This window comes from Lentimicrobiaceae bacterium, from assembly GCA_028697555.1.
Classification (GTDB): Bacteria; Bacteroidota; Bacteroidia; order Bacteroidales; family UBA4417; genus UBA4417.
The window spans coordinates 26,653-48,164 of record JAQVEX010000007.1 but is presented as its reverse complement, the minus strand read 5'-3'; the positions used below and the strand labels follow the sequence as shown (position 1 = coordinate 48,164).

Genomic DNA, 21,512 nt, shown 5'->3' with positions numbered 1-21,512 from the left:
ATTTTTTAATAATGTCGAACAGCATAAACAAGTAGCATCTCAGTCGGAATGTATAATATTTCCACTCCGATTGAGATGTTTTTATTACTCGCGGTACAGTAGTCAATTGGTAAAACGTAAAAATAATGAATAATTTTAGTATTGTTTTAGTGGCTTTAGCGTTAGTTCTCTACTTCGGACATAGCCTTGCAATTGCAGGAAGTCATATGAAAAAATCTTTTGGGGCAATTGGCAAAGCATTGGTATTGTACATATTAATTCAATGGATTTTACTGTTGTTGGGAATTAATATTGGAAACAGACTTAGCGGAACAAACGAAGTTTTTAATATCATAACATTTTTGGTGATTACGATTATTTTCGGACTAAAAATGTTTATTTCGTCAATAAATACATCTAAAGGTTTGCCTAAATACGATTTTTCAAAAGCCAAGACTACCGCACTATTGGCTGCTTTCGACGGGATTACTACTTTTGTAATTGCCATTGCAGTTGGGGTTTTAATTTTTAATATATACAAAACCGCCATTATCCTCGGAAGTGTTTTAACTGTGGGCATAATATTGTTTTTTCTAATTGGTAATAGGTTACCCGAAATTGCAAGCAAACTTCGCTTTGGTCCTATTGCCGGACTCATACTTATAATCTTGGCTATTGTACAAACTGTTATTTTCTTTTTATAAACGCTTAATATATTATGAAAACAAATTTATTACTGATTGCACTCATAATTGCCGGCTTTGTTTCATTTGCTCAGGCTCCTGCAGGATACTACAATAATGCTATGGGAAAGTACGGAGTGCAACTGCAACAAGCTCTTCACGATATTATCAAAAATCATGAAGTGCAATCGTATCAATCGCTATGGACACATTTTAGAACTACCGACAAAAAGGTAAACGGTAAGGTTTGGGATATGTATTCCGACAGACCCAACGGCACTCCGCAATATGAATACACTTTCGGTAACGACCAATGCGGCAATTATTCCGGCGAAGGCGATTGTTACAACCGCGAGCACTCGTTCCCTAAAAGTTGGTTCAACGAAGGTTATCCAATGTACACCGATTTGTTTCACCTATACCCTACCGATGGCTACGTAAACGGTAGAAGAAGTAATTATCCTTACGGCGAAGTCAGCAGTGCAACGTGGACATCGACCAACGGTTCCAAAGTTGGTAACAGCTGTATAAATGGCTACAACGGTACGGTGTTTGAACCTATAGACGAGTACAAAGGCGATTTGGCAAGAACCTACTTTTACATGGCTACCAGATACTATAAGGAAGATGGCGGCTGGAGCGGGAGTCCTATGGTAAACGGTTCTCAGCTAAAACCTTGGGCACTGCAAATGATGAGAGATTGGGCAAAAGACGATCCGGTTTCGCAAAAAGAAATCGATAGAAATAATGCCGTTTACGCTATACAAGGCAACAGAAATCCCTTTATCGACCACCCCGAATTTGTTGAAATGATTTGGAGAGAAGATTTAGGCTTCGGTAAATATTATGCAAGAATAAACAGCCTTACCGTTTACCCAAACCCAACTTGCGACGTAGTGAACATAAATCTGCCTTTCGATATAAATATAAAAGGAGATAATATTGAGATATTTTTGTTTTCGGTAGATGGAAAGAAAATGTCTTTTAATGTTGATTTTGAATTAAACAAAGGTAGTATCAACTTGAGTTCAATTCCCGAAGGCGTGTATTTGATACAACTAATCGATAAGGTTAAGGGTTCAATTTACCAAACAAAAATTATCAGAACCTCATCTTTGTAGGCATTAAATAATAAAATATGGACAAAATCAGAGTAACAAAAATTTTCAGCTTTGAAACAGCGCACGCACTAAAAGGCTACGACGGTTTGTGTAAAAACATTCACGGGCACTCGTATAAATTAGAAGTTACCGTTATTGGAACTCCCATATCCGACAAAAATAATCCGAAATACGGAATGGTTATAGATTTTTCCGACCTAAAGCGAATAGTAAACACAGCTATTGTCGATAAATTCAATCATGCATTAGTTTTATCACACGATTATAAAAACGATACTTCATTACAAATATCAACGGAAGAATTTAAAGTAATTTACGTCCCGTATCAACCCACAAGCGAAAACCTTTTGATAGATTTTACAAAAATTATTTCTCAAAAATTACCCGATAACGTAAAACTTCATCATCTAAAACTGAGCGAAACCGCTACCTCGTATGCTGAATGGTGGGCGGAGGATAATCTTTGATAGCCTTTAGCTATTGGCTGTTAGCCGTTGGCTGAATAAAATTAGAAGTTAGAAGTTAGAAATCAGAAGTCGCCTTTAGCTGAATAAAATTAGAAGTTAGAAATCAGAAGTGCCTTTTGTTGTTAGCTGTTAGTCTCGAAACTTCGGGGCTAGACCTTGCTAAAAGCCAAAAATTAATTGCTAATTGTTAATTATTAATTGCTAATTGCCCCGAACCACGCAACACGCAACACGCACCCCGAACTATTCTTTCTTCGCAACAACCTGTCCTTTAATTTTCAAAACTACAGGTTTATCATCGGCATTTGTTGTTACTGTTACGGTTTTGAGGAAATTGCCCATAGCTGCGGCGTTGTAGGTAACCGAAATTACAGTTTCTTTGCCCGACAAAATGGGTTCGCGTGAGTATTTTAAGTTGGTACATCCGCAACTGGCTCGTGCACTTGTAATTATAAGCGGCTCTCTGCCTTTATTTGTCAAAACGAAGGTTGCCTCTTTGGGTGTACCTTGCTCGATATTGCCATAATCATAAGTTAGAGTATTGTATTCGGCTATAGGTAAATTTACGTTTTCAACTTGTGCCGAAGTTCCAACTCCGGGTCTAACCTCTTGAGCAAATGAATAACTTACTACAAATAATATGATTAACGATGTTAAGATAAATTTTTTCATTGTATGGTATCTTTTAATATTCTGTGTTAATTTATATATTTTATTATACATTTTGTTGCAAAATTCGTGCAAAACGCACAAATACTCAAATTATTTTGTAAAATTTTGTAAAGCGAGAGCTTGTAATTTAATTATTACCTTTCGGTTTCTACTGATACTATTGAGATTGAGCGAAAAATTACCACTTATTATTTTTTTATTTTTTATTGATTGATTCATATGGAACATTTTTTATAAATAACCTTTTATCCTTTCATATCCTTGATATTTAAATAATTAAAGCTCTTTTTTTAAATTCTACGATTGAGAAATTTTTGATTTATGTAAATTATTTATCTTTATGCTCTTGCAATTATCGAGAAACGAAAATAATTTCTCACCAAAGCAGCAATGAAATATGAAAAACAAAAAAATACGAATAATAATAACCTTAGGTGCTGTTTTTATAGTAGGTGTAATAGTAATGCAAGCCCTTTTTATTAGCAAAGAGTGGAGAAATCAAGAACATCAATTTGTTGATAAAGTTACGGTTTCTTTACAGAATGTTGCCAATCAGATATATAAAATCAACAACTCGCAACCTACTACGCATAATCCTGTGCATAAAGTAAATTCAAACTACTATGTTATTGATTTGAATAGCAATATCGACAAAAGCATAATTGAACAACTTCTGAAAATAGAATTTTCGAAAAACAACGTTAATTCCGACTACGAGTACGCTATATACAACTGCGTAACCAAAACCATGGAATACGGAGCCTATTTTGATGCCGACGGTACAAAAAAAATCAGTAAAAAAAGCTACATAATGCCACTGTACGATGACTACGAGTTGTACTTCGGTGTTTACTTCCCAAAACATAAAAACTACGTATTTTCAAATATGTACCTGTGGTTTTTTCTGTTAGTTGTAATTCTTACGGCTATTTGGTTTTTCTTATATTCCCTATGGGTTATTTTAAAACAAAAAAAAATGTCGGAACTACAAAAAGACTTCATCAACAACATGACACACGAATTTAAAACTCCTATTTCGGCTGTTTTAATAGCTTCTGATGTTTTATCCGACCATAATAAGTATTCAAAAATGTCGACCGAAAAAGTTTCAACATACACTAATATAATAAAGCAAGAAGCCAGCAGACTTAGCGAACAGGTCAACAAAATACTGCAAATAGCTACTATCGATAAAAAAAACATACAACTTAATCTGCAAAAAGTTAACATAAATAGAATACTAAGAGAACTTTCAGAAACCATTCAAGCTGTTTACACTGTTGATATTAAACTTAATTTATGCGAAAATATTCCGCCAATAAGAGCCGATTTAGTTCATGCCAAAAATATTTTTTATAATCTGATAGACAACGCTGCAAAATATTCGGGCGAAAATGCAATTGTTGAGATTTCTTGTGCACGTACCGACAAAAAAGTTGAAATTAAAATTACCGACAACGGCGAAGGCATTCCGGAAGAATACAAGAAATTAATCTTCGATAAGTTTTTCCGTATCCCAAGCAAAACCGATAAAGTTAAAGGTTACGGATTGGGCTTGTTTTACGTTAAAACAATGTGTGCAGCACATGGCTGGAAAATAAAACTCGACAGTAAACTCCACGAGGGAACTTGTTTTACAATAGAAATTTACCTAAAAAATGACAAAAAAAATATTATACGTAGAAGACGACCATAGTTTGGCTTTTCTGACATCAGACCAATTGAGAAACCAAGGCTTTGACGTTACTCACTGCGCCGACGGCAATTCGGCTATAAAAAATATAAAGCAAAACGAGTACGACATAGTCATTCTCGATATCATGCTACCCGACATCGACGGGTACGAGATAGCATCTATCATCAGAAAGAAAAATAAATCGGTACCGATTATATTTTTGTCGGCTAAAACAACCTTAGACAGCAAGCTTAAAGGATTGACAATAGGTGCCGACGACTACATTACTAAGCCGTACAGTATTGACGAACTCGTTCTGAAAATTAAAATATTTTTGAAACGAAGCAATATAAGCAGCCCTAAACAATCCAAAAATGAATTTATAATCGGCGAATATTCTTTTTGTCCTTCTGCTCGCGTACTCAGCTACGCCGATAGCAAAAATAAACTTACACACCGCGAAGCCAAAGTGCTTGAATATCTTTGTTTAAATATAAATCAAATATGCAAACGTGAAGATATACAAGAATACGTTTGGGAAAACGACACTTTCTTTTCCAGCCGCAGATTAGATGTGTTTATATCTAAACTCAGAAAATTGCTTGTTGAAGACGAAAATATTAAAATTGAAAGTGTTCACGGTATAGGTTATAGACTTTTTATTAGTGAAAATTGATGTAGAACTAATTGTGGTAAATTCGCTTACGTTCACGTGCCGTTGGCTGTTGGCTTTTAGCCGTTAGCTGTTAGCTGTTGGCTGGTGAAGTCGGAAGACTGAAGTCGGAAAACCGAAGTTAGAAGTTCTAAGAAATATACGCAACACGCAACACGTACCACGTAACCCGCACCACGTAATCCCGAAACTTCAGAACTCATTGTTAATTGTTAATTGCTAATTGAAGTAAACCCCTTGGTAAGTATCCCGAACAACAAACTCCTTCTTTATCAAGTTTAAAATCTGGTCGGTGCGTAGGTTGCTCCACGGAGAATTAACCAAAAACGATGGCGGAGCCTCGCTACTAAAACGCTCTATGGCAATATCGGGTCGTAATTTCTCGCAAAAACCGACTATAAAACTAATATATTGCTGCAGCTCAAACAACTTAAATTCCGAAGGATTATCCTTAAACATTTGAGCCATCGGCGTATTTTTAAAAATTTGTAACTGATGAAATTTTATTGAATTTAAAGGTAATTGCGACAAAATTTCCGCTTCTTGCATCATCATCTCTTCAGTTTCGCCCGGCAAGCCAAAAATAATATGACCTCCAACATGAATACCTCTTTCGGCAGTTTTTACTATTGCCAACTGCGTATCTTCAAAACTATGGCATCTGTTTATTTTTTCTAATGTCTGATTGTAACACGATTCTATGCCGTATTCAATTGATACGAAATGTGTTTTGTTCAACTCCGATAAGTAGTCCAACTTTTCATCATCAACACAATCGGGGCGTGTGCCGATAACAATACCTAAAACCTGCTCGTTTTGCAATGCCTGAGCATATTTTTGTTTCAACTCGTTTAGAGGTGCGTATGTATTGGAAAAAGCCTGAAAATAAGCCAAATACCCTACGGCTCGCCTGTATCTTCTTTTATGAAACTCAATCCCTTCCTCTATTTGCTGAGCAATTGATTTTTCGGGTGTGCAATACGAAGGATTAAAAGCCGAATTATTGCAATAAGTACAACCTCCATACGATTTACTCCCATCACGATTGGGACAGGTAAAACCGGCATCTATAGCCAATTTCTGAACTCTGGCTCCAAATCTTTCTCTCAAAAATTTGGTAAAGCTGTAATATCTTTCGGTTTTACTCATAGAACAAAAATAATATTTTGACTGAAAATTGCTCATTTTTCGTCATATTTCATGTTATTCGTATCATTAAGCTATTAGCTTTTGGCTCTTAGCCGTTGGCTAACTTTGGCTAATAGCCAAGAGCTAATGGCTAAAAGCCACCACGTAACACGCAACCCGCACCACGCAACTTTATTAATTGTTTAAGAGTTGCACATATTTTTATTATTTTTGCAGCGATAAATACATTTACGCAAAGCATAAGTATAAACTATGAAGAAATCAATTTTAATACTAGCCGGCGGTGGACCAGCTCCCGGAATTAACACCGTAATAAGTACAATTTCTAAAGTGTTTTTACGCGACGGTTACAGAGTTATTGGCTTACACGAAGGCTACAAAAACTTGTTCAACGGCAAAGCCGAAACCATTGATATTGACTTTTCGTACGCCGACCGTATAATCAATTTGGGTGGATCGGTACTTGTTATGAGCCGCTACAAACCTTCGGACATAGAATTTAAAACCGACTTTTTTGTCGAAAACAATATAAAACTTTTGGTAACTATTGGCGGCGACGATACAGCCTCCACAGCAAATAGAATTTCAAAGTTTTTGTTAAAAAACGACTTAAATGTTCTTAACATACACGTTCCTAAAACTATAGACAACGACCTTCCCTTACCCGAAGGACAGTCGACTTTCGGATATGCCAGCGCCAAAGCAGAAGGCGTTAGAATTGGAACAACCGTTTACGAAGATGCACGCTCGTCGGGCAACTGGTTTGTTGTTTCGGCAATGGGTAGAGAAGCCGGACACTTAGCTTTTGGCATTGGTGCAGCCTGCCATTACCCGCTTATCATTATCCCCGAAATGTTTAACAAAACCCAACTAACATTAGACAAGATTACCGACCTCATAGTTTCATCTATAGTTAAACGAAAAATTTTAAACATCAATTATGGTGTAGCCATAATTAGCGAAGGTATTTTTAATTTGTTAGACGAAAGCGATTTGGAATCATCGGGAATACAATTTACCTACGACGAACACGGACACCCCGAATTAGGAGCGGTCAGCAAGGCGCATATATATAATATTTTACTGCAAGTTAAACTCAAACAGTTAGACTTAGTCGTAAAAAGTCGTCCCGTTGAAATAGGTTACGAAATCAGGTGTGCCTCGCCTACTGCAGCCGATTTGTTGTATTGTAGTCTCTTAGGTTTGGGAGTTAAAACCCTATTCGACCAAGGTCATAATGCATGTATTGTTACAAGCAACGCATTGGGCGACATTGCACCTATATTTTTAAAAGACCTTGAAGATAAAAACGGAAAAATACTTCCACGCTCGGTTAACATCGAAAGCCAACGCTTTCAAATGGTTTTTAAAGCACAGCATTATTTAGAAAAAAAGGATTTGAAAAAAGCTTCAAAATTTTTGAAAAATCCGGAACATTACTTGATTTCAAACATCTTGAATTGGTAAGTTTTACCTCATAAAAACAATTTTTACATGGAAAATACAGATTTGGTTTTATACAACACGCTTACACGAAAAAAACAAATATTCACACCTATAAATCCGCCTCATGTGGGCATGTACGTTTGTGGTCCTACCGTCTACGGCGAACCGCACTTAGGACACGCTCGTCCGGCAATTACCTTCGATATTTTATTCAGATATTTAAAATATAAAGGTTATAAGGTCAGATACGTTAGAAACATTACCGATGTCGGACACCTTGAAAACGACATGGACGACGGCGAAGATAAAATCGGCAAAAAAGCTCGCTTGGAACAGTTGGAACCCATGGAAATTGCTCAATTCTACACCGATAGCTACCATGAAGCTATGCACAAGCTAAATGTACTCAAACCAAGCATCGAGCCGAGAGCTTCGGGACATATACCCGAACAAATCGAATTGATTGAAAAAATATTGGAAAATGGAATGGCGTACAAAAGTAACGGCTCTGTTTACTTCGACGTAGAAAAATATAACACCAAACATAACTACGGCGTACTGTCGGGCAGAAGATTAGAAGACCTTATTTCCAATACCCGCGACTTGCAAGGTCAGGACGAAAAACGTAACAGCTTCGACTTTGCATTGTGGAAAAAAGCTAATCCCGAACATATAATGCGATGGAAATCGGAATGGAGCGACGGATTCCCGGGCTGGCACTTAGAATGCTCGGCTATGAGTGCAAAATATTTAGGCGAAGAATTTGATATTCACGGTGGCGGTTTAGACTTGCTATTCCCTCACCACGAAAGCGAAATAGCTCAAAGTATAGCCGCTAACGGTTGCAGTCCGGCTAAATTTTGGGTGCACAACAACTTAATCACCATCAACGGGCAAAAAATGGGTAAATCTTTGGGCAATTTCATTACGCTTAACGAAATGTTTAGCGGTTCGCATGAACTACTGCACAAAGAGTATTCGCCTATGACAATACGTTTCTTTATCCTGCAAGCACATTACAGAAGCACCCTCGATTTTAGCAACGAAGCTCTGCTTGCCGCCGAAAAAGGACTTGCCCGATTAATGGATACTCTTAAAATTCTTGAGCAATTACAAGCTTCAGAAAAGTCATCGTTTGATTTTAACGAACTAAAAAGCAAGTTGTTTGCAGCATTAGACGACGACCTTAACACACCAATTCTAATTGCAAATATTTTCGATACTTGTAAACTGATAAACAATATAAATACAGGCAACGAAACCATATCGGCAAACGACCTCAGCGAACTGAAAAAATTGCTCAACTCCTTGGTTTTTGACATTTTGGGACTTGAAACCGTGCAAGAAGCCGAAAGTCCTAAACTTACAAACGACCTCATGGATATTATTATCAGCATTAGAGAGCAAGCCAGAAAAGATAAAAATTGGACTTTGAGTGACGAAATAAGAGATGAACTCCAGAAAATAGGCATTTCTATAAAAGACTCCAAAGAAGGTACTACGTGGGATAAAGCATAGAAACCACAATACAAAATGGCTAAAAAAAAGAATAATTACTACGTAGTTTGGGAAGGTATAAAACCGGGCATATATAGTTCGTGGGACGAATGCCAAAAACACATCAAGGGCTTCGCCGATGCAAAATATATGGGCTTTGTTACACTACAAGAAGCTGAGAAAGCTTACAGCGAAGGCTACGAAAATTACTACGGTAAAAAAGGTAAGCCTTCGGCAGATATAATACAAAAAGTACTTGGCAATAAAAACAATAAAGCTCTTTGCGTTGATGCTGCCTGCTCAAGTGCTATTGGTCCTGTGGAATACAGGGGAGTTTTAATACCCGAAAATATCGAAATATTTAGAAGAGGTCCTTTTCAACAGGGAACAGTTAATATGGGCGAGTTTTTGGCTATTGTTACCGGACTTACATGGCTAAAGAAAAACAAGTTGGATTTCCCGCTTTACAGCGACTCAAGGACTGCGATGTCGTGGGTGAAAAAGAAGAAAATAAATACCAAATTAGAAAGAACCGAACTAAATAAAGAACTCTTCGAAAAAGCTGATTTAGCTATAGAATGGCTACACAATAACGAAGTCGAAAACCCTATAATAAAATGGGAAACCGAGCTTTGGGGCGAAATTCCTGCTGACTACGGACGAAAATAACGCTACTTTTTACGCAAATTCCTTTGTACTAATAAAAACCTAACTAATAAATACAAGGCTGATACGCCAAGTATTATCAACATCATATTGTCCTCGTCTTGCTTCATGTATATAAAGTACATAACCAAAGCAAACAAGAAAATAAATATAGGTATAATTAACTGCCTTATATATTTCATGACTTTTTTTACAAAAGTAATATAAAAAATACGATTGGGGAAAATTTTTCGATTTGTGATTGATGAATGGCGTTTGGCTCTTAGCTGTTGGCTGTTGGCAATCAGCTTCATTAGCCAATGGCTAAAAGCCAATAGCTAACGGCTAATCGCAACAAAAGTCTCATCAATACTCTGACTTATGCTCTTAAAACTTTTACCGCTGGCTTTTAAATATTTTTCCGACGAAAAAGCGGTTCCTTCGGTAAGGGATTTTACAAAGTTTTTAGGCATTAACGGTTTTTTATTCAGCAATTTACTCACAAAGCTCTCAATATAGCTCGATAAGTACAAAACAAATTTGCTTACGTAAACTTTTCGTTTTTTAATTTTTAAAATATCGGCAAAGCTTGTAAGAAGTTCTTTTACTGTGATATTTTCGGCGACCAAAATAAAATTATCGTTGTTCACATCTTCACTCAAAGCCCAATAAATGGCATCGGCAACATCTTCAACATCAACATAACCGGTAGAACCTTTTGAATAAAAACCTAATAATTTTTCTACATTTGGGAACATACTATTTACAGCTTTAGGACCGCAACCTGCTCCGGTAATTACTCCCGGATTGAATATTACCGAATTTAAGCCTTCGGCAATACCTCTCCATACTTCACGCTCGCCAAGCATCTTAGTTACCGCATAAGTGTGTTTCTTGCTCGCAGTTTTAAACTCCGTTTCTTCGGTAATTAAACATTCTTTGTTGGTTTCATCAGTACTGTAAACCGCTATACTGCTGACATGTATCAGCTTTTTCACTCCTTTTTCCAAACAAGCATTAACAACATTGGTTACTCCCAAAACATTTGTTCTGTACATTTCGTCGAAGTCGGATTTGGCAAAAGAAATTTTTCCGGCACAGTGAATAACAGTCTCAACACCTTGCAAAGCATTATATACCGAAAAATAATCGCTAACATCGCCTTCGGCATATTCAATACGTGCCAAATGCTCATCGGTAACATCTTTGAAACATCCGAAGAAAAATGATTTTTCTTTTTCAATGTTACCCGAACGCATCAGCACAACCACATCAAAGCCATTGACAATAAGTTTGCGAACAACGTTAGAACCTAACAATCCGCTGCCTCCGGTTACAAGTATTTTTCCGCTATTTTTCATCATCGTTATTTTTTGTTCAAAGATACATTTATTTACAATATAAAAAGTTGTTACCTTTGTACAATAATTTAGCTATGCAATGTAAAAGCCATAGTTAATTCAACAAAAATACAGACACATGAAAACTTTTAAAATCGCTGCTTTATTATTTTTTGGAATTTTTATTCTGAACTCAACAGCCTACTGTCAGGAAACTAAGCCGTCTTTCGACGAAAATATAAAAAACATAAGAGAACACGGCTACCCTAAATGGTTCACCGATGCCAAAGTCGGAATTTTTATTCATTGGGGAGTTTATTCCGTCCCGTCGTATGCAGGGAGAGATAAATACGCCGAATGGTATTTGCTAGGAAGTATAAGGGGTAGCAAGTTTAACAAAAACTTTGAAGATAAATATTACGGCGAAAATTGGGATTATAAAAACTACGCTCCGTACCTTAAAGGCGAACTTTTTGATGCCAACGAATGGGCTACTCTCTTTAAAAAAGCCGGAGCCAAGTACGTGATTTTGGTTTCAAAACACCACGACGGATTTTGTATGTGGCAAAGTAAATATGCTCCCAATTGGAACTCTGTTGAAGTAGGATTAAAGCGAGATATTGTAGGCGAAGTTACTACAGCCGTCAGAGGCAACGGACTTAAAATGGGCTTGTACTACTCTTTGCCTGAGTGGAATAACCAAATTTATCGTTGGGTAAGCGACCCACCCGAAAAAGTGCACAACTACGTCGAAACGTACATGATACCACAGTTTAAAGAGCTTGTTTCTACCTACAAGCCTTCACTTATTTTTAGCGATGGCGATTGGGATCATAACTTCAGCGATTGGAAATCGGATGAGCTTATTACTTGGTATTACAACCTTGTCGGCGAAGATGCCGTTGTTAACGACCGTTGGGGAAATAATGCTCCAAAAAATATTGGCTACAAAACTCCGGAATACAGCGCCGGATTGCTCAATAGCGAAGTGCCGTGGACGGAAGTCAGAGGCTTGGGAAGGAGTTTCGGACTTAACCGCAACGAACCCCTTGAAGACTACATGACCACAACCGACCTTATTCACTTTTTAGCAAAAGCAGTGGCTCTGGGTGGTGGCATTACTATAAATGTTGGTCCCGCTGCCGACGGACAAATTCCGTTACTTCAGCAGGAAAGACTTCTGCAACTTGGCGAGTGGCTTAACATCAACGGCGAAGCGATATATGCATCGTATCCTTCGGATATAAAAAATATCGAAGTCGAAAACGTTGAGCTAAACAGAATTGACCCCGAAATTGATTTCTACTGGAAAAGAAGTTCGCCCGGAAAACCTATAGAAGAAGACAGATTTAATGCCGAATGGGTTGGTTATATTAAACCCGAACACAGCGAAACCTATAACTTTTCAGCCATAGCCGACGACTTTATAAAACTTTATATTGATGATGTTTGCATTTACGACTCCGAAAAATTAGGCAAACTTGAAAAAGACACCGAGTCGTACAAAAACGAACTGCAAAAAAGTAGCGTGTTATTACAAAAAGACAAATTGGTTAAACTTACGGCTATGTTTACCGAAAACACTCACGAAGCCGAAGCTCACGTGTATTGGGAGTCGAAATCTACGCCAAAGTGCATTATACCTAATTCGGCTGTTTTTACAGAAAATAATATTAAATCTGCTAACGGATTTAAAGCAAAATACACTTCCGAAATGACGACGGTTTGCTACACTCAAACTGATAATGCCAAATACGCAATACTTCTACGATACCCGAATAACAACCTTATCAACATTAGTGTAGGTAATTTAAAACCCGGAACTAAAATAAAGATGCTCGGTTGCGATAAAGAATTACCATGGACTAGTAAAAATGGCGTTACAACCGTTGATTTAAGCTCTATAAATATATCGGAAATACCTTCATTTTACGCATGGACGCTTAGGGTTGGGGAATAGACGTGTTGCGGGGTACGGGTTGCGGGGATAGTTCTGAGTTATGAGTTCCGAGTCAGGAGTCTGAAATTCAGAACTCAACACTCGAAACTCAGAACTCGAAACTTCCCTCAATCACTAACCACCTACCACTGACCACCAATTACTAATCACCAACCACTAACAACTTTTTATTTCCAAAAAAGATTACATTTGCAAACTGGCAATAATTAATAATTAAAAAAACTACACATATGTCAACACAAAAAATAAATCTTCGGTTTGGCGTTGTAACGCTAATAATTTTAGCAGCTGCTATCAGTCGTTTAATACCTCATCCAGCCAACTTCGCTCCAATTGGTGGAATGGCGTTAATGGGTGCTGCGTACTTTTCAAAAAGATATTTAGCATATATTATTCCCGTTGTTTCAATGTGGATAAGCGATTTGCTAATAAATAACATAATATATGCAAGCTACTTCGACCACTTTGTTTGGTTCTACAGTGGCTCGTTTTTTACTTACGCAGCATTTATCCTTATTGTGCTTGTAGGCACTTTTACCTTAAAGAAAATTAAGGTAAGCAACGTTTTAATTTCAGCACTTTCGGCATCGATTATATTTTTTGTAGTCTCCAATTTTGGCGTTTGGTTATCGTCGGGTATGTACCCACATAATTTTGTAGGACTTCAAACTTGCTACATTGCCGGTATTCCATTCTTTAAAAACACAATTTTAGGTGATTTAGTCTATACCTCAGCAATGTTCGGTATTTTTGAATTGTTGCAAAATCGTTTCCCAGCATTGAGAGCAGTTAACAATTAGCAATGAACAATTGGTGAATGGTGAATAGTGAATGGTGGTCGGTGATTGGTGGAGTTAGTTATGAGTTCCGAGTCAGGAGTTTGGAGTCTGGAACTCTATACTCGAAACTCAGAACTCAAAACTTCCCTCAAACCAACCACTCTATTCAATCGCTATTTGCTTAGCTTCTAAAGCTTTTACTTCGTGTTTCGGTAAGGTTAACTCTAAAATTCCGTTGTTGTATTTTGCGGAAATTTTTTCTTCGTTAACAATTTCGGGTAACATAAAAGCTCTCTCGTATTTCATTTTGTATGCAAACTCGTTGCAAGAATAAACTCTTTCGGCATTTTCCTTTTGTTTGTCTTTCTTCTTGTCATCTGCATCAGAAACTTTTTCCTCTTTACATGCTTGCACTACCAAATTTCCTTTTTCGTAGCTAATCTGAATTTCTTCTTTAGTAAAACCTGGTATAGCCAATTCAATCACATATTTCTTATCATCTTCGCTGATATTGGCAGCAGGTTTATAAACATTTGCTGTGTCGATGGTTCTGGTTTCAAAAAAATCGTTTAAAGCTTCGTTAAAAAACGGACGTAATCCAAATCTAATTGTATTCATAGTAATATTGTTTTAAATTGTTTTTAAATTTTGTTATCAACTACCATATACTCAAAAGATATTCCAAAGCGAAAAACATTGAAAATTGCGACAAAATGTCAATGTGTAGCGAAAATTGGCTGTCAATTTGTCTTGATTGCTGTTTTTTTGGTTGGTGCGGGTTGCAGTGGAGTTTTGAGTTCCGAATTCCATTAGCTTCAATTGCCGTGTCTTTAAAGGCACGGCAATTGATAAAAATACACTACTCAACCCTTCATTTTCGGCACTTCGACACCTCGGCTACGCTCGGTGGGCACTAGCTCAGTGAGCGAAAATATTGCAACCCACCACTCACCACTCACCACTCATCACTCATCACAAAAAGCCAAAGCAAAAAACAATGATATTTTACCAAATAAATGCAGTTTTTTTAGAAATAAATTACTTTTGCAGAAAATTAAGCAAAACATGATTTCATCAGAAGCAATTTTCTTTAGCTTATTCATAGTTTTTATTGCTGCTATGTTGGCTATTGATTTAGGTATATTCGACCGCCACAGCCACGAAATAAAATTTAAAGAAGCTCTTACCTGGACAATAGTGTGGGTTAGTTTAGCGATGGGTTTTTACGTTCTACTTTTGTTTTTCGGAGATAAAATTCACGGATTGGAAACCGTTGCCGACATACAAGAAAAAGTTAAACAATACCGACACAATATTGTTATACCGGTCGATGCCGACTTCGATACTGCAATAAAAATATATAGGAAAAACCTTGGTTTGGAATATATTACAGGTTACCTTGTCGAATATATGTTATCTGTCGATAACGTATTTGTTATGATAATGATTTTCATTTCGTTCGGAACTCCCAAAAAATACTACAAATTAGTTTTAATGTGGGGAATTATAGGAGCCGTTATACTTCGATTTATATTTATTTTCCTTAGCTCGGCTCTTATACAACGTTTTGAATGGATACTGCTTATATTTGGAGCTTTCTTAGTATTTACCGGTATTAAGATGTTTTTGGACAGAAACAAAGAACAAAAAATTGATACCAAAAAACATCCTGTCGTTAAATTTGCTTCAAAATACTTCAGAATTTATCCTGTTTATTTTAGCCAGCACTTTTGGTTCCGAAACAAACACGATAACCACCGAATATACTTTACACCTTTATTCTTAGTGCTTTTGGTTATTGAGTTTAGCGATGTTATTTTTGCTATCGACTCTGTTCCGGCTATTTTTTCCATAACACAAGACCCGTATATAGTTTTCTTTTCCAACATATTTGCAATTTTAGGATTACGCTCCTTGTTCTTTGTATTGTCGAACGTAATTACAATGTTCAGGTTCCTAAAGCACGGACTATCGTTCCTATTAGTCTTTATAGGACTAAAAATGCTTTTCCACAACTGGTTGAGCGAAATAGGATTTGAAACCATACACTCGCTGTATGTCATTCTGGGCATTATTGGAATTAGCATAGCACTTTCGTTACTTTTCCCCGAAAAAAAGACATCGGAAGTTAAAAACAAATAACAGAATTTTCTACTAACAAAAACGATTTGTTTAGCTATAACAATCTGCTTAACAACATGTTAACAAATATTTTATCAAACATTTGCAATTAATATAATTATTGTATATTTGCATCGATAAAATGGTTCTACACTGTAGATTAAAAGGGAATTCGGTGAAAATCCGAAACTATCCCCGTAGCTGTGAGTTCCGCTATCAAAATTCTGCTTAAATAACCACTGTTTTAATAAAAAATGGGAAGGAAAGCAGAAAGAGAACGAGTCAGAAGACCTGCCTGCTTATCAGAAATACTAAATAGCTTCGGGTGAAAAGCTGTGTTAGGAGATATATTTGCAGTCAGATTTTCCGAAGAAGTATTTATTATTAATTGCTATTAGCAACTTGTGGAAAATTGTTTAATCTCAAATATATCGCACTATGAAAAAAACTTTACTTTTCTTATCAGTACTATTATTAGTATTTCAAACAAACATATTAAAAGCTCAGGGTCCTTTCCCTCCTGCAGCCGGACAACCAGGCAGCACAGCCATTAGCTGCACCGATCCTTGTTTTAAGGCTTGGGCTACAGGCATAGAACTTACCAGAGGCTATATTATGATTTCCGACCCCACGGTATTGGGACCGGATAGCACCAACAAAGCCTCTTTCGGCTATCCTTCAAAAGCGTTGGGAATTGCCGAAGGCAACTCAATGGATGTGGTTAGTTTCGGTGATGCCGGCGTGGCGTTGCTAACTTTCGACGTGCCAATTGTAAACGGCGAAGGATACGACTTTGCAGTTTTTGAAAACGGTTTTAGCGACGGTTTCCTTGAATTAGCTTTTGTTGAAGTAAGCTCCGACGGAAAACGCTTTGTCAGATTTCCTTCGGTCTCGCTTACACAAACCGACACGCAAATAGACGGTTTCGGGACTATTGACCCTACCAATATTCACAACCTTGCAGGTAAATACAGACAAGGTTATGGAACTCCATTCGACCTTGAAGACCTTAAAGATAGCACCGGTATTGACCTGAACAATATTCGTTTTATTAGATTAATCGACGTCGTCGGAAGCATTGACCCTCAATATTGTAGCTACGACTCGCAAGGCAATATCATTAACGACCCTTATCCTACTAACTTTGCATCCGGCGGTTTTGATTTAGATGCTGTGGGTGCTATAAATATTGGCACAAAACCTTTTGTGGTGTCTAATTTCAACAACCTAAACCTTGAACACGACTCATTCTGGAACGGCTCCGATAATAGCGGCGGATTTACCGATGCCGAACTTTTTTATTACAAAAACGAATATGAAGCTTCATACGGCAGTTGGAGTGGATTTGCGTACTCTAATATGAGAGACGATTCAACAGCCGGACATCTTAATCAATTTAGTGCAATTACCGCCGGTGGAATGGATGCAACTCCGGAACAAGGAACAAATTACGCTATTTCGCACGTTGCCAGCGATTGGGCTAACGGATACGCTCCTATTCCTTCTGTTGTTTCCTTTAACAATAACAAAATCGGCAAAGTTTCAGGCATGTACGTTACAAATGCTACTTATGCTTACCTTTCCATGAGAGATGGCGATTCATATTCCAAAAAATTTGGTGGCGAAACAGGAAATGACCCCGACTGGTTCAAACTTTCGGTTTGGGGCATAAATGCCGATAACGAAAACACCGATACCATCAATTTTTATCTTGCCGATTACAGATTTGAAAATAACGAAGATGACTATATAGTTGATAATTGGAGATGGTTAGATTTATACGATTTAGGATACGTTAAAAGTTTGAACTTTATATTATCCTCCACTGATGTGGGAGCTTTCGGAATGAACACGCCCGCATACTTCTGTATGGATAATTTAGTTGTTACCGATGTTAAAGACCCACAATCGGACGGTAAAAATTTATTGTCGCATATCAATGTTGAAGCGTACCCTAACCCAACTACCGACCGCATTTTTGTAGTTGCTCCTGAAAATAGCAATATTAAATTAATAGACCTTAACGGTAGAGTTATCAAGAGCTTCAAATCCTACGAAGAAGTATCGGAAATAAATATGTCAGACCTTAAAACAGGTACGTACATAGTTGTAGCCGAAAAAGATAATTTTGCAAAACATGTTAAAGTTATAAAACGATAATTTTATATGTTCAAAAAAAACGTATTACTTGTTATGCTTTGCGTAAAGGCATTGATAGCTTTTTCGCAGAACACAATTTCGGATACCATAAATCTTTCGGGTGTTGAGGTAAAAGCCAAACACGTGAAACGTGCCGACGTAGCTATTCATCCGCTACAAAGCATGAGCCAAATTGAACTCAAAAGCATAACAGGTAATACCGTTGCCGATGCCGTGAAAATGTTTTCGGGTGTGGTTTTGAAAGATTATGGCGGTGTTGGCGGACTTAAAACTGTCATGATTAGAAGTCTTGGCTCGCAACACACAGGCGTTATCGTTGATGGGGTGCAAATTTCCGAAACTTCCACAGGACAAATAGATCTTGGGAAAATTAACCTTACCAACGCCGAAGAGGTGTCTTTGCAAGTTGGATTTAACGAGAGATTCTGCCAACCTGCCAGAGCTTATACATCGGCTAATGTTATTACTATTCATACTGAAAACCCCGATTTTTCGAAAAAAGATACCAAAATCTCATTCGGTTTAAAATCGGGGTCTTTTTCTACTATTAATCCTAACATAGCTTGGCAACAAAAGTTCTCGGAAAAACTAAGCTTTTCTGCATACGCAAACTATATGCACACAAAAGGCGACTTCTTATTTAAGCTAAAAAACGTACAAAAAGACACCCTTTTAAAAAGGCAAAACACCGATGTAAACTCAATTTCGGTCAACACCAAAACTATATACAAGATAAACGACAATAACGAGTTATCATCGTACATATCATATTTTTACTCCGATAGAGGTTTGCCCGGAGCGGTTATATTGTACAATGTTTTTTCAAAACAACGTATGGTAAACCAAGATATAACAGCAAGCGTAACTCACAAAACCACCGGAAACAATAGATTTAACTCGAAAACTATTTTAAAATGGGCTGATAATTATTTGCGATACACCGATGGCAACTACTTGAACGAAGAGGGCTTTTTGGAAAATTATTACAAGCAGAATGAATACTACGTTTCGCAGGCGATTTCTTACAGGATTTTCAACTCCTTAAATTTATCAGCCGCAGGCGATTTTTTTATAAATACTTTAAAAGCTAATCAGTATCAACATGCGACTCCCACGAGATATACAGGTTTGCTTTTCGGCATGATAGACTTTAACAAAAACAGATTTAACGCCAACGCACAATTGGTCGGTACTTTTGTTAGAGAAACCACCAAAATTGGCGAACCGGCTCCCGACAGAAACAAACTGACTCCCGCCGTATCGTTGGGCTACAGCTTGTCGAATAAGCCAAACGTTAAAGCCAGAGCCATGTACAAGAAAAACTTCCGCATGCCTACTTTCAACGATTTATACTATCACTTGATAGGCAATACCGAATTAAGACCCGAAATTGCCGACCAGTTCAACTTGGGTGTTACTGCATATATCGACGCTCCGGCTTACATTTCAGTCAAAACCGACTTCTTTTATAATAAAGTTACCGATAAAATTGTGGCTGTTCCTACGCAAAATCTGTTTGAATGGAGTATGCAAAATATTGGTATTGTTGACATTAGGGGCTTGGAATTACAACTTAAAGCCGAAGACGTTAAATTTGGAAGTTTTTCAATTTCCGAACACTTAAATTACACGTACCAAAAATCTATAGACATCACACCGGAATCTCCAACGTACAAGCATCAAATACCGTACGTGCCGTTTCAAATATTTTCTGCCAACACCATAATCGGATACAAAAATATGTACTTGTCTTTCTCGTCGATATTTAACGGACACAGATATATTTTAAACCAAAATATTTACGCAAACATGCTTCCTTCGTGGTGGCAACACGATTTGTCGTTTTTATATAAACACGATTTTAATTCGTTTTCGGCAAACTTTAAATTTGAAATCAGCAATATAACCAACAAGCAATACGAAATTGTGAAATGCTACCCAATGCCCGGGAGAGCGTTTTACCTAACAATTGGAATAGACATTTAAACTTAAAATTTACAAATATGAAAAAACATCTTTTAAAAATCGTTTTACTGTCTTTAATGACATTTACATATTATTCCTGCGTTCAGGAACCCACTAACCCCGATGACAATCCTATCACCGAAGGGAAAAAAGTGTTATTAGTGCTGAACGAGGGCTTATTTAATATGAATAATTCTACAATTACGTACTTCAACTACGACGATTCTACCGCAGTAACCGATTATTTTGCCGAAAAAAACTCACGAGGTCTCGGCGATACCGGCAACGATATGAAACTGCACGGAGGCAAAATATACATTGCTGTTACAACATCAAGTTTGGTTGAAATTATGGACGCGAAAACAGGCGTAAGTCTCAGACAAATACCAATGTTCGACGATACTAAGCCACGCCAACCACGATATGTTTGTTGTTACAAAGACAAAGCATTTGTAAGTTGCTTCGACGGAAATGTTGCCGTTATTGATACCCTAACTTTGCAAGTAGAACAATACATCAAAGTTGGAGCTAATCCCGATGGATTAGTTGCTGTAAACGACTACCTATTTGTTGCCAACTCTGGCGGATTGAACCACCCAAAATACGACAGTACGGTTTCGGTCATTAACCTGCAAAACTATCAGGAAGTTAAAAAAATTACTGTTGCTATAAATCCATATATTATTGTACCCGATAAGTATGGCGACTTGTACGTAGTAACAAGAGGCAACTACGGAAATATTCCTTACCAATTGCATATCATTAATTCGGCTACTCTCGAACGTACACACACTTTTTCCGATATTTCGATTTTAAACATGTGCATTAATGACGACAACGATATAGCTTATGCGTACAGCTACGACTTTAATACAGGTAAAGGCAACGTTATTACTTTTAATGTCAGAACCGAACGGCTTGTTTCTAACAACTTTATAAGCGATAACACCAAAATTAAAACGCTATACGGCATAGCTATCGACAAGGAAACCGGCGACGTTTACATATCCGACGCCAATGATTTCACAAATACCGGCTTTGTTTATTGCTTCGACAAAGACGGCAAACAAAAATTTAATTTCCCAGCCGGACTTAACCCGTCGAAAATGGTGTTTATGAAAAATTAATATTAAATTCTACCCACACTTTGTGTAATTATACTAATTTTGACAGTGGTGTA

20 protein-coding genes and 1 riboswitch are annotated in these 21,512 nt (G+C 37.2%); of the genes, 14 read left to right on the top strand and 6 right to left on the bottom strand.

The genetic code is table 11. The annotated features are described in order from the left end of the window. Positions 1-125 precede the first annotated feature (125 nt). From PHP31_01975 to PHP31_01965, 3 genes are read left to right on the top strand one after another with little or no spacing between them, the layout of a single operon-like run. On the top strand, positions 126-683 hold the full coding sequence (locus PHP31_01975) for a hypothetical protein (protein ID MDD3738049.1): 558 nt from the start codon (positions 126-128) through the stop codon (positions 681-683). A gap of 14 nt (positions 684-697) precedes the next feature. Then, positions 698-1,783: an endonuclease gene (locus PHP31_01970; GenBank protein ID MDD3738048.1), complete on the top strand. Its 1,086-nt coding sequence runs from the start codon at positions 698-700 to the stop codon at positions 1,781-1,783. A gap of 17 nt (positions 1,784-1,800) precedes the next feature. Further along, complete coding sequence (locus tag PHP31_01965; GenBank protein MDD3738047.1) at positions 1,801-2,250, top strand: 6-carboxytetrahydropterin synthase; 450 nt, start codon at positions 1,801-1,803, stop codon at positions 2,248-2,250. Positions 2,251-2,493: 243 nt separating this feature from the next. Here PHP31_01965 and PHP31_01960 read toward each other — a convergent pair whose 3' ends face one another. Next, entirely contained in the window at positions 2,494-2,922 is a 429-nt protein-coding gene (locus tag PHP31_01960; protein ID MDD3738046.1) for a DUF1573 domain-containing protein, read from the bottom strand. 397 nt (positions 2,923-3,319) lie between these two features. Between PHP31_01960 and PHP31_01955 the strand changes: the two genes are divergently transcribed. Beyond that, complete coding sequence (locus PHP31_01955) at positions 3,320-4,618, top strand: HAMP domain-containing sensor histidine kinase (GenBank protein MDD3738045.1); 1,299 nt, start codon at positions 3,320-3,322, stop codon at positions 4,616-4,618. Continuing rightward, entirely contained in the window at positions 4,581-5,273 is a 693-nt protein-coding gene (locus PHP31_01950) for a response regulator transcription factor (protein MDD3738044.1), read from the top strand. The genes PHP31_01955 and PHP31_01950 overlap by 38 nt, the downstream gene beginning before the upstream one ends. A gap of 56 nt (positions 5,274-5,329) precedes the next feature. On the opposite strand, the gene PHP31_01945 is transcribed toward PHP31_01950, so the two are convergent. Together PHP31_01945 and PHP31_01940 are read right to left on the bottom strand one after the other, a co-directional pair. Next, complete coding sequence (locus tag PHP31_01945) at positions 5,330-5,473, bottom strand: hypothetical protein (protein MDD3738043.1); 144 nt, start codon at positions 5,471-5,473, stop codon at positions 5,330-5,332. A gap of 16 nt (positions 5,474-5,489) precedes the next feature. Then, positions 5,490-6,419 carry a TIGR01212 family radical SAM protein gene (locus PHP31_01940; protein ID MDD3738042.1) on the bottom strand — a complete coding sequence of 310 codons (930 nt, stop codon included), beginning with the start codon at positions 6,417-6,419 and terminating at the stop codon, positions 5,490-5,492. Between the two features lie 252 nt (positions 6,420-6,671). Between PHP31_01940 and PHP31_01935 the strand changes: the two genes are divergently transcribed. The 3 genes from PHP31_01935 to PHP31_01925 are packed head-to-tail and all read left to right on the top strand — an operon-like array spanning position 6,672 to position 10,031. After that, positions 6,672-7,886: a 6-phosphofructokinase gene (locus PHP31_01935; GenBank protein MDD3738041.1), complete on the top strand. Its 1,215-nt coding sequence runs from the start codon at positions 6,672-6,674 to the stop codon at positions 7,884-7,886. A 27-nt stretch (positions 7,887-7,913) separates the two neighbouring features. Continuing rightward, positions 7,914-9,383, top strand: a complete 1,470-nt coding sequence (gene cysS, locus PHP31_01930) for a cysteine--tRNA ligase (protein MDD3738040.1) — start codon at positions 7,914-7,916, stop codon at positions 9,381-9,383. A 15-nt stretch (positions 9,384-9,398) separates the two neighbouring features. After that, positions 9,399-10,031 (top strand): ribonuclease H family protein, encoded by a 633-nt coding sequence (locus tag PHP31_01925; protein MDD3738039.1) that lies wholly within the window; start codon positions 9,399-9,401, stop codon positions 10,029-10,031. Positions 10,032-10,033: 2 nt separating this feature from the next. Here the strand turns inward: PHP31_01925 and PHP31_01920 are convergent, their stop codons facing one another. Then, complete coding sequence (locus PHP31_01920; GenBank protein ID MDD3738038.1) at positions 10,034-10,210, bottom strand: hypothetical protein; 177 nt, start codon at positions 10,208-10,210, stop codon at positions 10,034-10,036. A gap of 135 nt (positions 10,211-10,345) precedes the next feature. Beyond that, complete coding sequence (locus PHP31_01915) at positions 10,346-11,371, bottom strand: SDR family NAD(P)-dependent oxidoreductase (protein ID MDD3738037.1); 1,026 nt, start codon at positions 11,369-11,371, stop codon at positions 10,346-10,348. A 115-nt stretch (positions 11,372-11,486) separates the two neighbouring features. On the opposite strand from PHP31_01915, the gene PHP31_01910 reads away from it, so the two are divergent. Continuing rightward, the gene (locus PHP31_01910; GenBank protein MDD3738036.1) at positions 11,487-13,307 is read left to right on the top strand and encodes an alpha-L-fucosidase; all 1,821 of its coding nucleotides are present in this window, start codon (positions 11,487-11,489) and stop codon (positions 13,305-13,307) included. A 230-nt stretch (positions 13,308-13,537) separates the two neighbouring features. Further along, positions 13,538-14,107, top strand: a complete 570-nt coding sequence (locus PHP31_01905) for a hypothetical protein (protein MDD3738035.1) — start codon at positions 13,538-13,540, stop codon at positions 14,105-14,107. A 141-nt stretch (positions 14,108-14,248) separates the two neighbouring features. Here PHP31_01905 and PHP31_01900 read toward each other — a convergent pair whose 3' ends face one another. Further along, positions 14,249-14,704, bottom strand: a complete 456-nt coding sequence (locus PHP31_01900; protein MDD3738034.1) for an Hsp20/alpha crystallin family protein — start codon at positions 14,702-14,704, stop codon at positions 14,249-14,251. 447 nt (positions 14,705-15,151) lie between these two features. On the opposite strand from PHP31_01900, the gene PHP31_01895 reads away from it, so the two are divergent. The 4 genes from PHP31_01895 (at position 15,152) to PHP31_01880 (ending at position 21,459) form a co-directional block, all read left to right on the top strand. Beyond that, positions 15,152-16,228: a TerC/Alx family metal homeostasis membrane protein gene (locus tag PHP31_01895; protein ID MDD3738033.1), complete on the top strand. Its 1,077-nt coding sequence runs from the start codon at positions 15,152-15,154 to the stop codon at positions 16,226-16,228. A gap of 105 nt (positions 16,229-16,333) precedes the next feature. After that, positions 16,334-16,521, top strand: a riboswitch (cobalamin riboswitch). 124 nt (positions 16,522-16,645) lie between these two features. Next, entirely contained in the window at positions 16,646-18,367 is a 1,722-nt protein-coding gene (locus tag PHP31_01890) for a DUF4465 domain-containing protein (protein MDD3738032.1), read from the top strand. Positions 18,368-18,373: 6 nt separating this feature from the next. Beyond that, positions 18,374-20,353, top strand: a complete 1,980-nt coding sequence (locus PHP31_01885; GenBank protein ID MDD3738031.1) for a TonB-dependent receptor plug domain-containing protein — start codon at positions 18,374-18,376, stop codon at positions 20,351-20,353. Positions 20,354-20,370: 17 nt separating this feature from the next. Then, positions 20,371-21,459: a hypothetical protein gene (locus PHP31_01880; protein ID MDD3738030.1), complete on the top strand. Its 1,089-nt coding sequence runs from the start codon at positions 20,371-20,373 to the stop codon at positions 21,457-21,459. Positions 21,460-21,512 lie beyond the last annotated feature (53 nt).

What these genes read in the sequence shown, in the direction of transcription:
- PHP31_01910 (MDD3738036.1), top strand. Translation starts at nt 11,487, where the DNA reads ATGAAAACTTTTAAAATCGCTGCTTTATTATTTTTTGGAATTTTTATT.
- PHP31_01935 (MDD3738041.1), top strand. Translation starts at nt 6,672, where the DNA reads ATGAAGAAATCAATTTTAATACTAGCCGGCGGTGGACCAGCTCCCGGA.
- PHP31_01955 (MDD3738045.1), top strand. Translation starts at nt 3,320, where the DNA reads ATGAAAAACAAAAAAATACGAATAATAATAACCTTAGGTGCTGTTTTT.
- PHP31_01925 (MDD3738039.1), top strand. Translation starts at nt 9,399, where the DNA reads ATGGCTAAAAAAAAGAATAATTACTACGTAGTTTGGGAAGGTATAAAA.
- PHP31_01890 (MDD3738032.1), top strand. Translation starts at nt 16,646, where the DNA reads ATGAAAAAAACTTTACTTTTCTTATCAGTACTATTATTAGTATTTCAA.
- PHP31_01965 (MDD3738047.1), top strand. Translation starts at nt 1,801, where the DNA reads ATGGACAAAATCAGAGTAACAAAAATTTTCAGCTTTGAAACAGCGCAC.
- PHP31_01975 (MDD3738049.1), top strand. Translation starts at nt 126, where the DNA reads ATGAATAATTTTAGTATTGTTTTAGTGGCTTTAGCGTTAGTTCTCTAC.
- PHP31_01970 (MDD3738048.1), top strand. Translation starts at nt 698, where the DNA reads ATGAAAACAAATTTATTACTGATTGCACTCATAATTGCCGGCTTTGTT.
- PHP31_01905 (MDD3738035.1), top strand. Translation starts at nt 13,538, where the DNA reads ATGTCAACACAAAAAATAAATCTTCGGTTTGGCGTTGTAACGCTAATA.
- PHP31_01940 (MDD3738042.1), bottom strand. Translation starts at nt 6,419, where the DNA reads ATGAGTAAAACCGAAAGATATTACAGCTTTACCAAATTTTTGAGAGAA.
- cysS (MDD3738040.1), top strand. Translation starts at nt 7,914, where the DNA reads ATGGAAAATACAGATTTGGTTTTATACAACACGCTTACACGAAAAAAA.
- PHP31_01880 (MDD3738030.1), top strand. Translation starts at nt 20,371, where the DNA reads ATGAAAAAACATCTTTTAAAAATCGTTTTACTGTCTTTAATGACATTT.
- PHP31_01915 (MDD3738037.1), bottom strand. Translation starts at nt 11,371, where the DNA reads ATGATGAAAAATAGCGGAAAAATACTTGTAACCGGAGGCAGCGGATTG.
- PHP31_01885 (MDD3738031.1), top strand. Translation starts at nt 18,374, where the DNA reads ATGTTCAAAAAAAACGTATTACTTGTTATGCTTTGCGTAAAGGCATTG.
- PHP31_01920 (MDD3738038.1), bottom strand. Translation starts at nt 10,210, where the DNA reads ATGAAATATATAAGGCAGTTAATTATACCTATATTTATTTTCTTGTTT.
- PHP31_01895 (MDD3738033.1), top strand. Translation starts at nt 15,152, where the DNA reads ATGATTTCATCAGAAGCAATTTTCTTTAGCTTATTCATAGTTTTTATT.
- PHP31_01900 (MDD3738034.1), bottom strand. Translation starts at nt 14,704, where the DNA reads ATGAATACAATTAGATTTGGATTACGTCCGTTTTTTAACGAAGCTTTA.
- PHP31_01960 (MDD3738046.1), bottom strand. Translation starts at nt 2,922, where the DNA reads ATGAAAAAATTTATCTTAACATCGTTAATCATATTATTTGTAGTAAGT.
- PHP31_01950 (MDD3738044.1), top strand. Translation starts at nt 4,581, where the DNA reads ATGACAAAAAAAATATTATACGTAGAAGACGACCATAGTTTGGCTTTT.
- PHP31_01945 (MDD3738043.1), bottom strand. Translation starts at nt 5,473, where the DNA reads ATGAGTTCTGAAGTTTCGGGATTACGTGGTGCGGGTTACGTGGTACGT.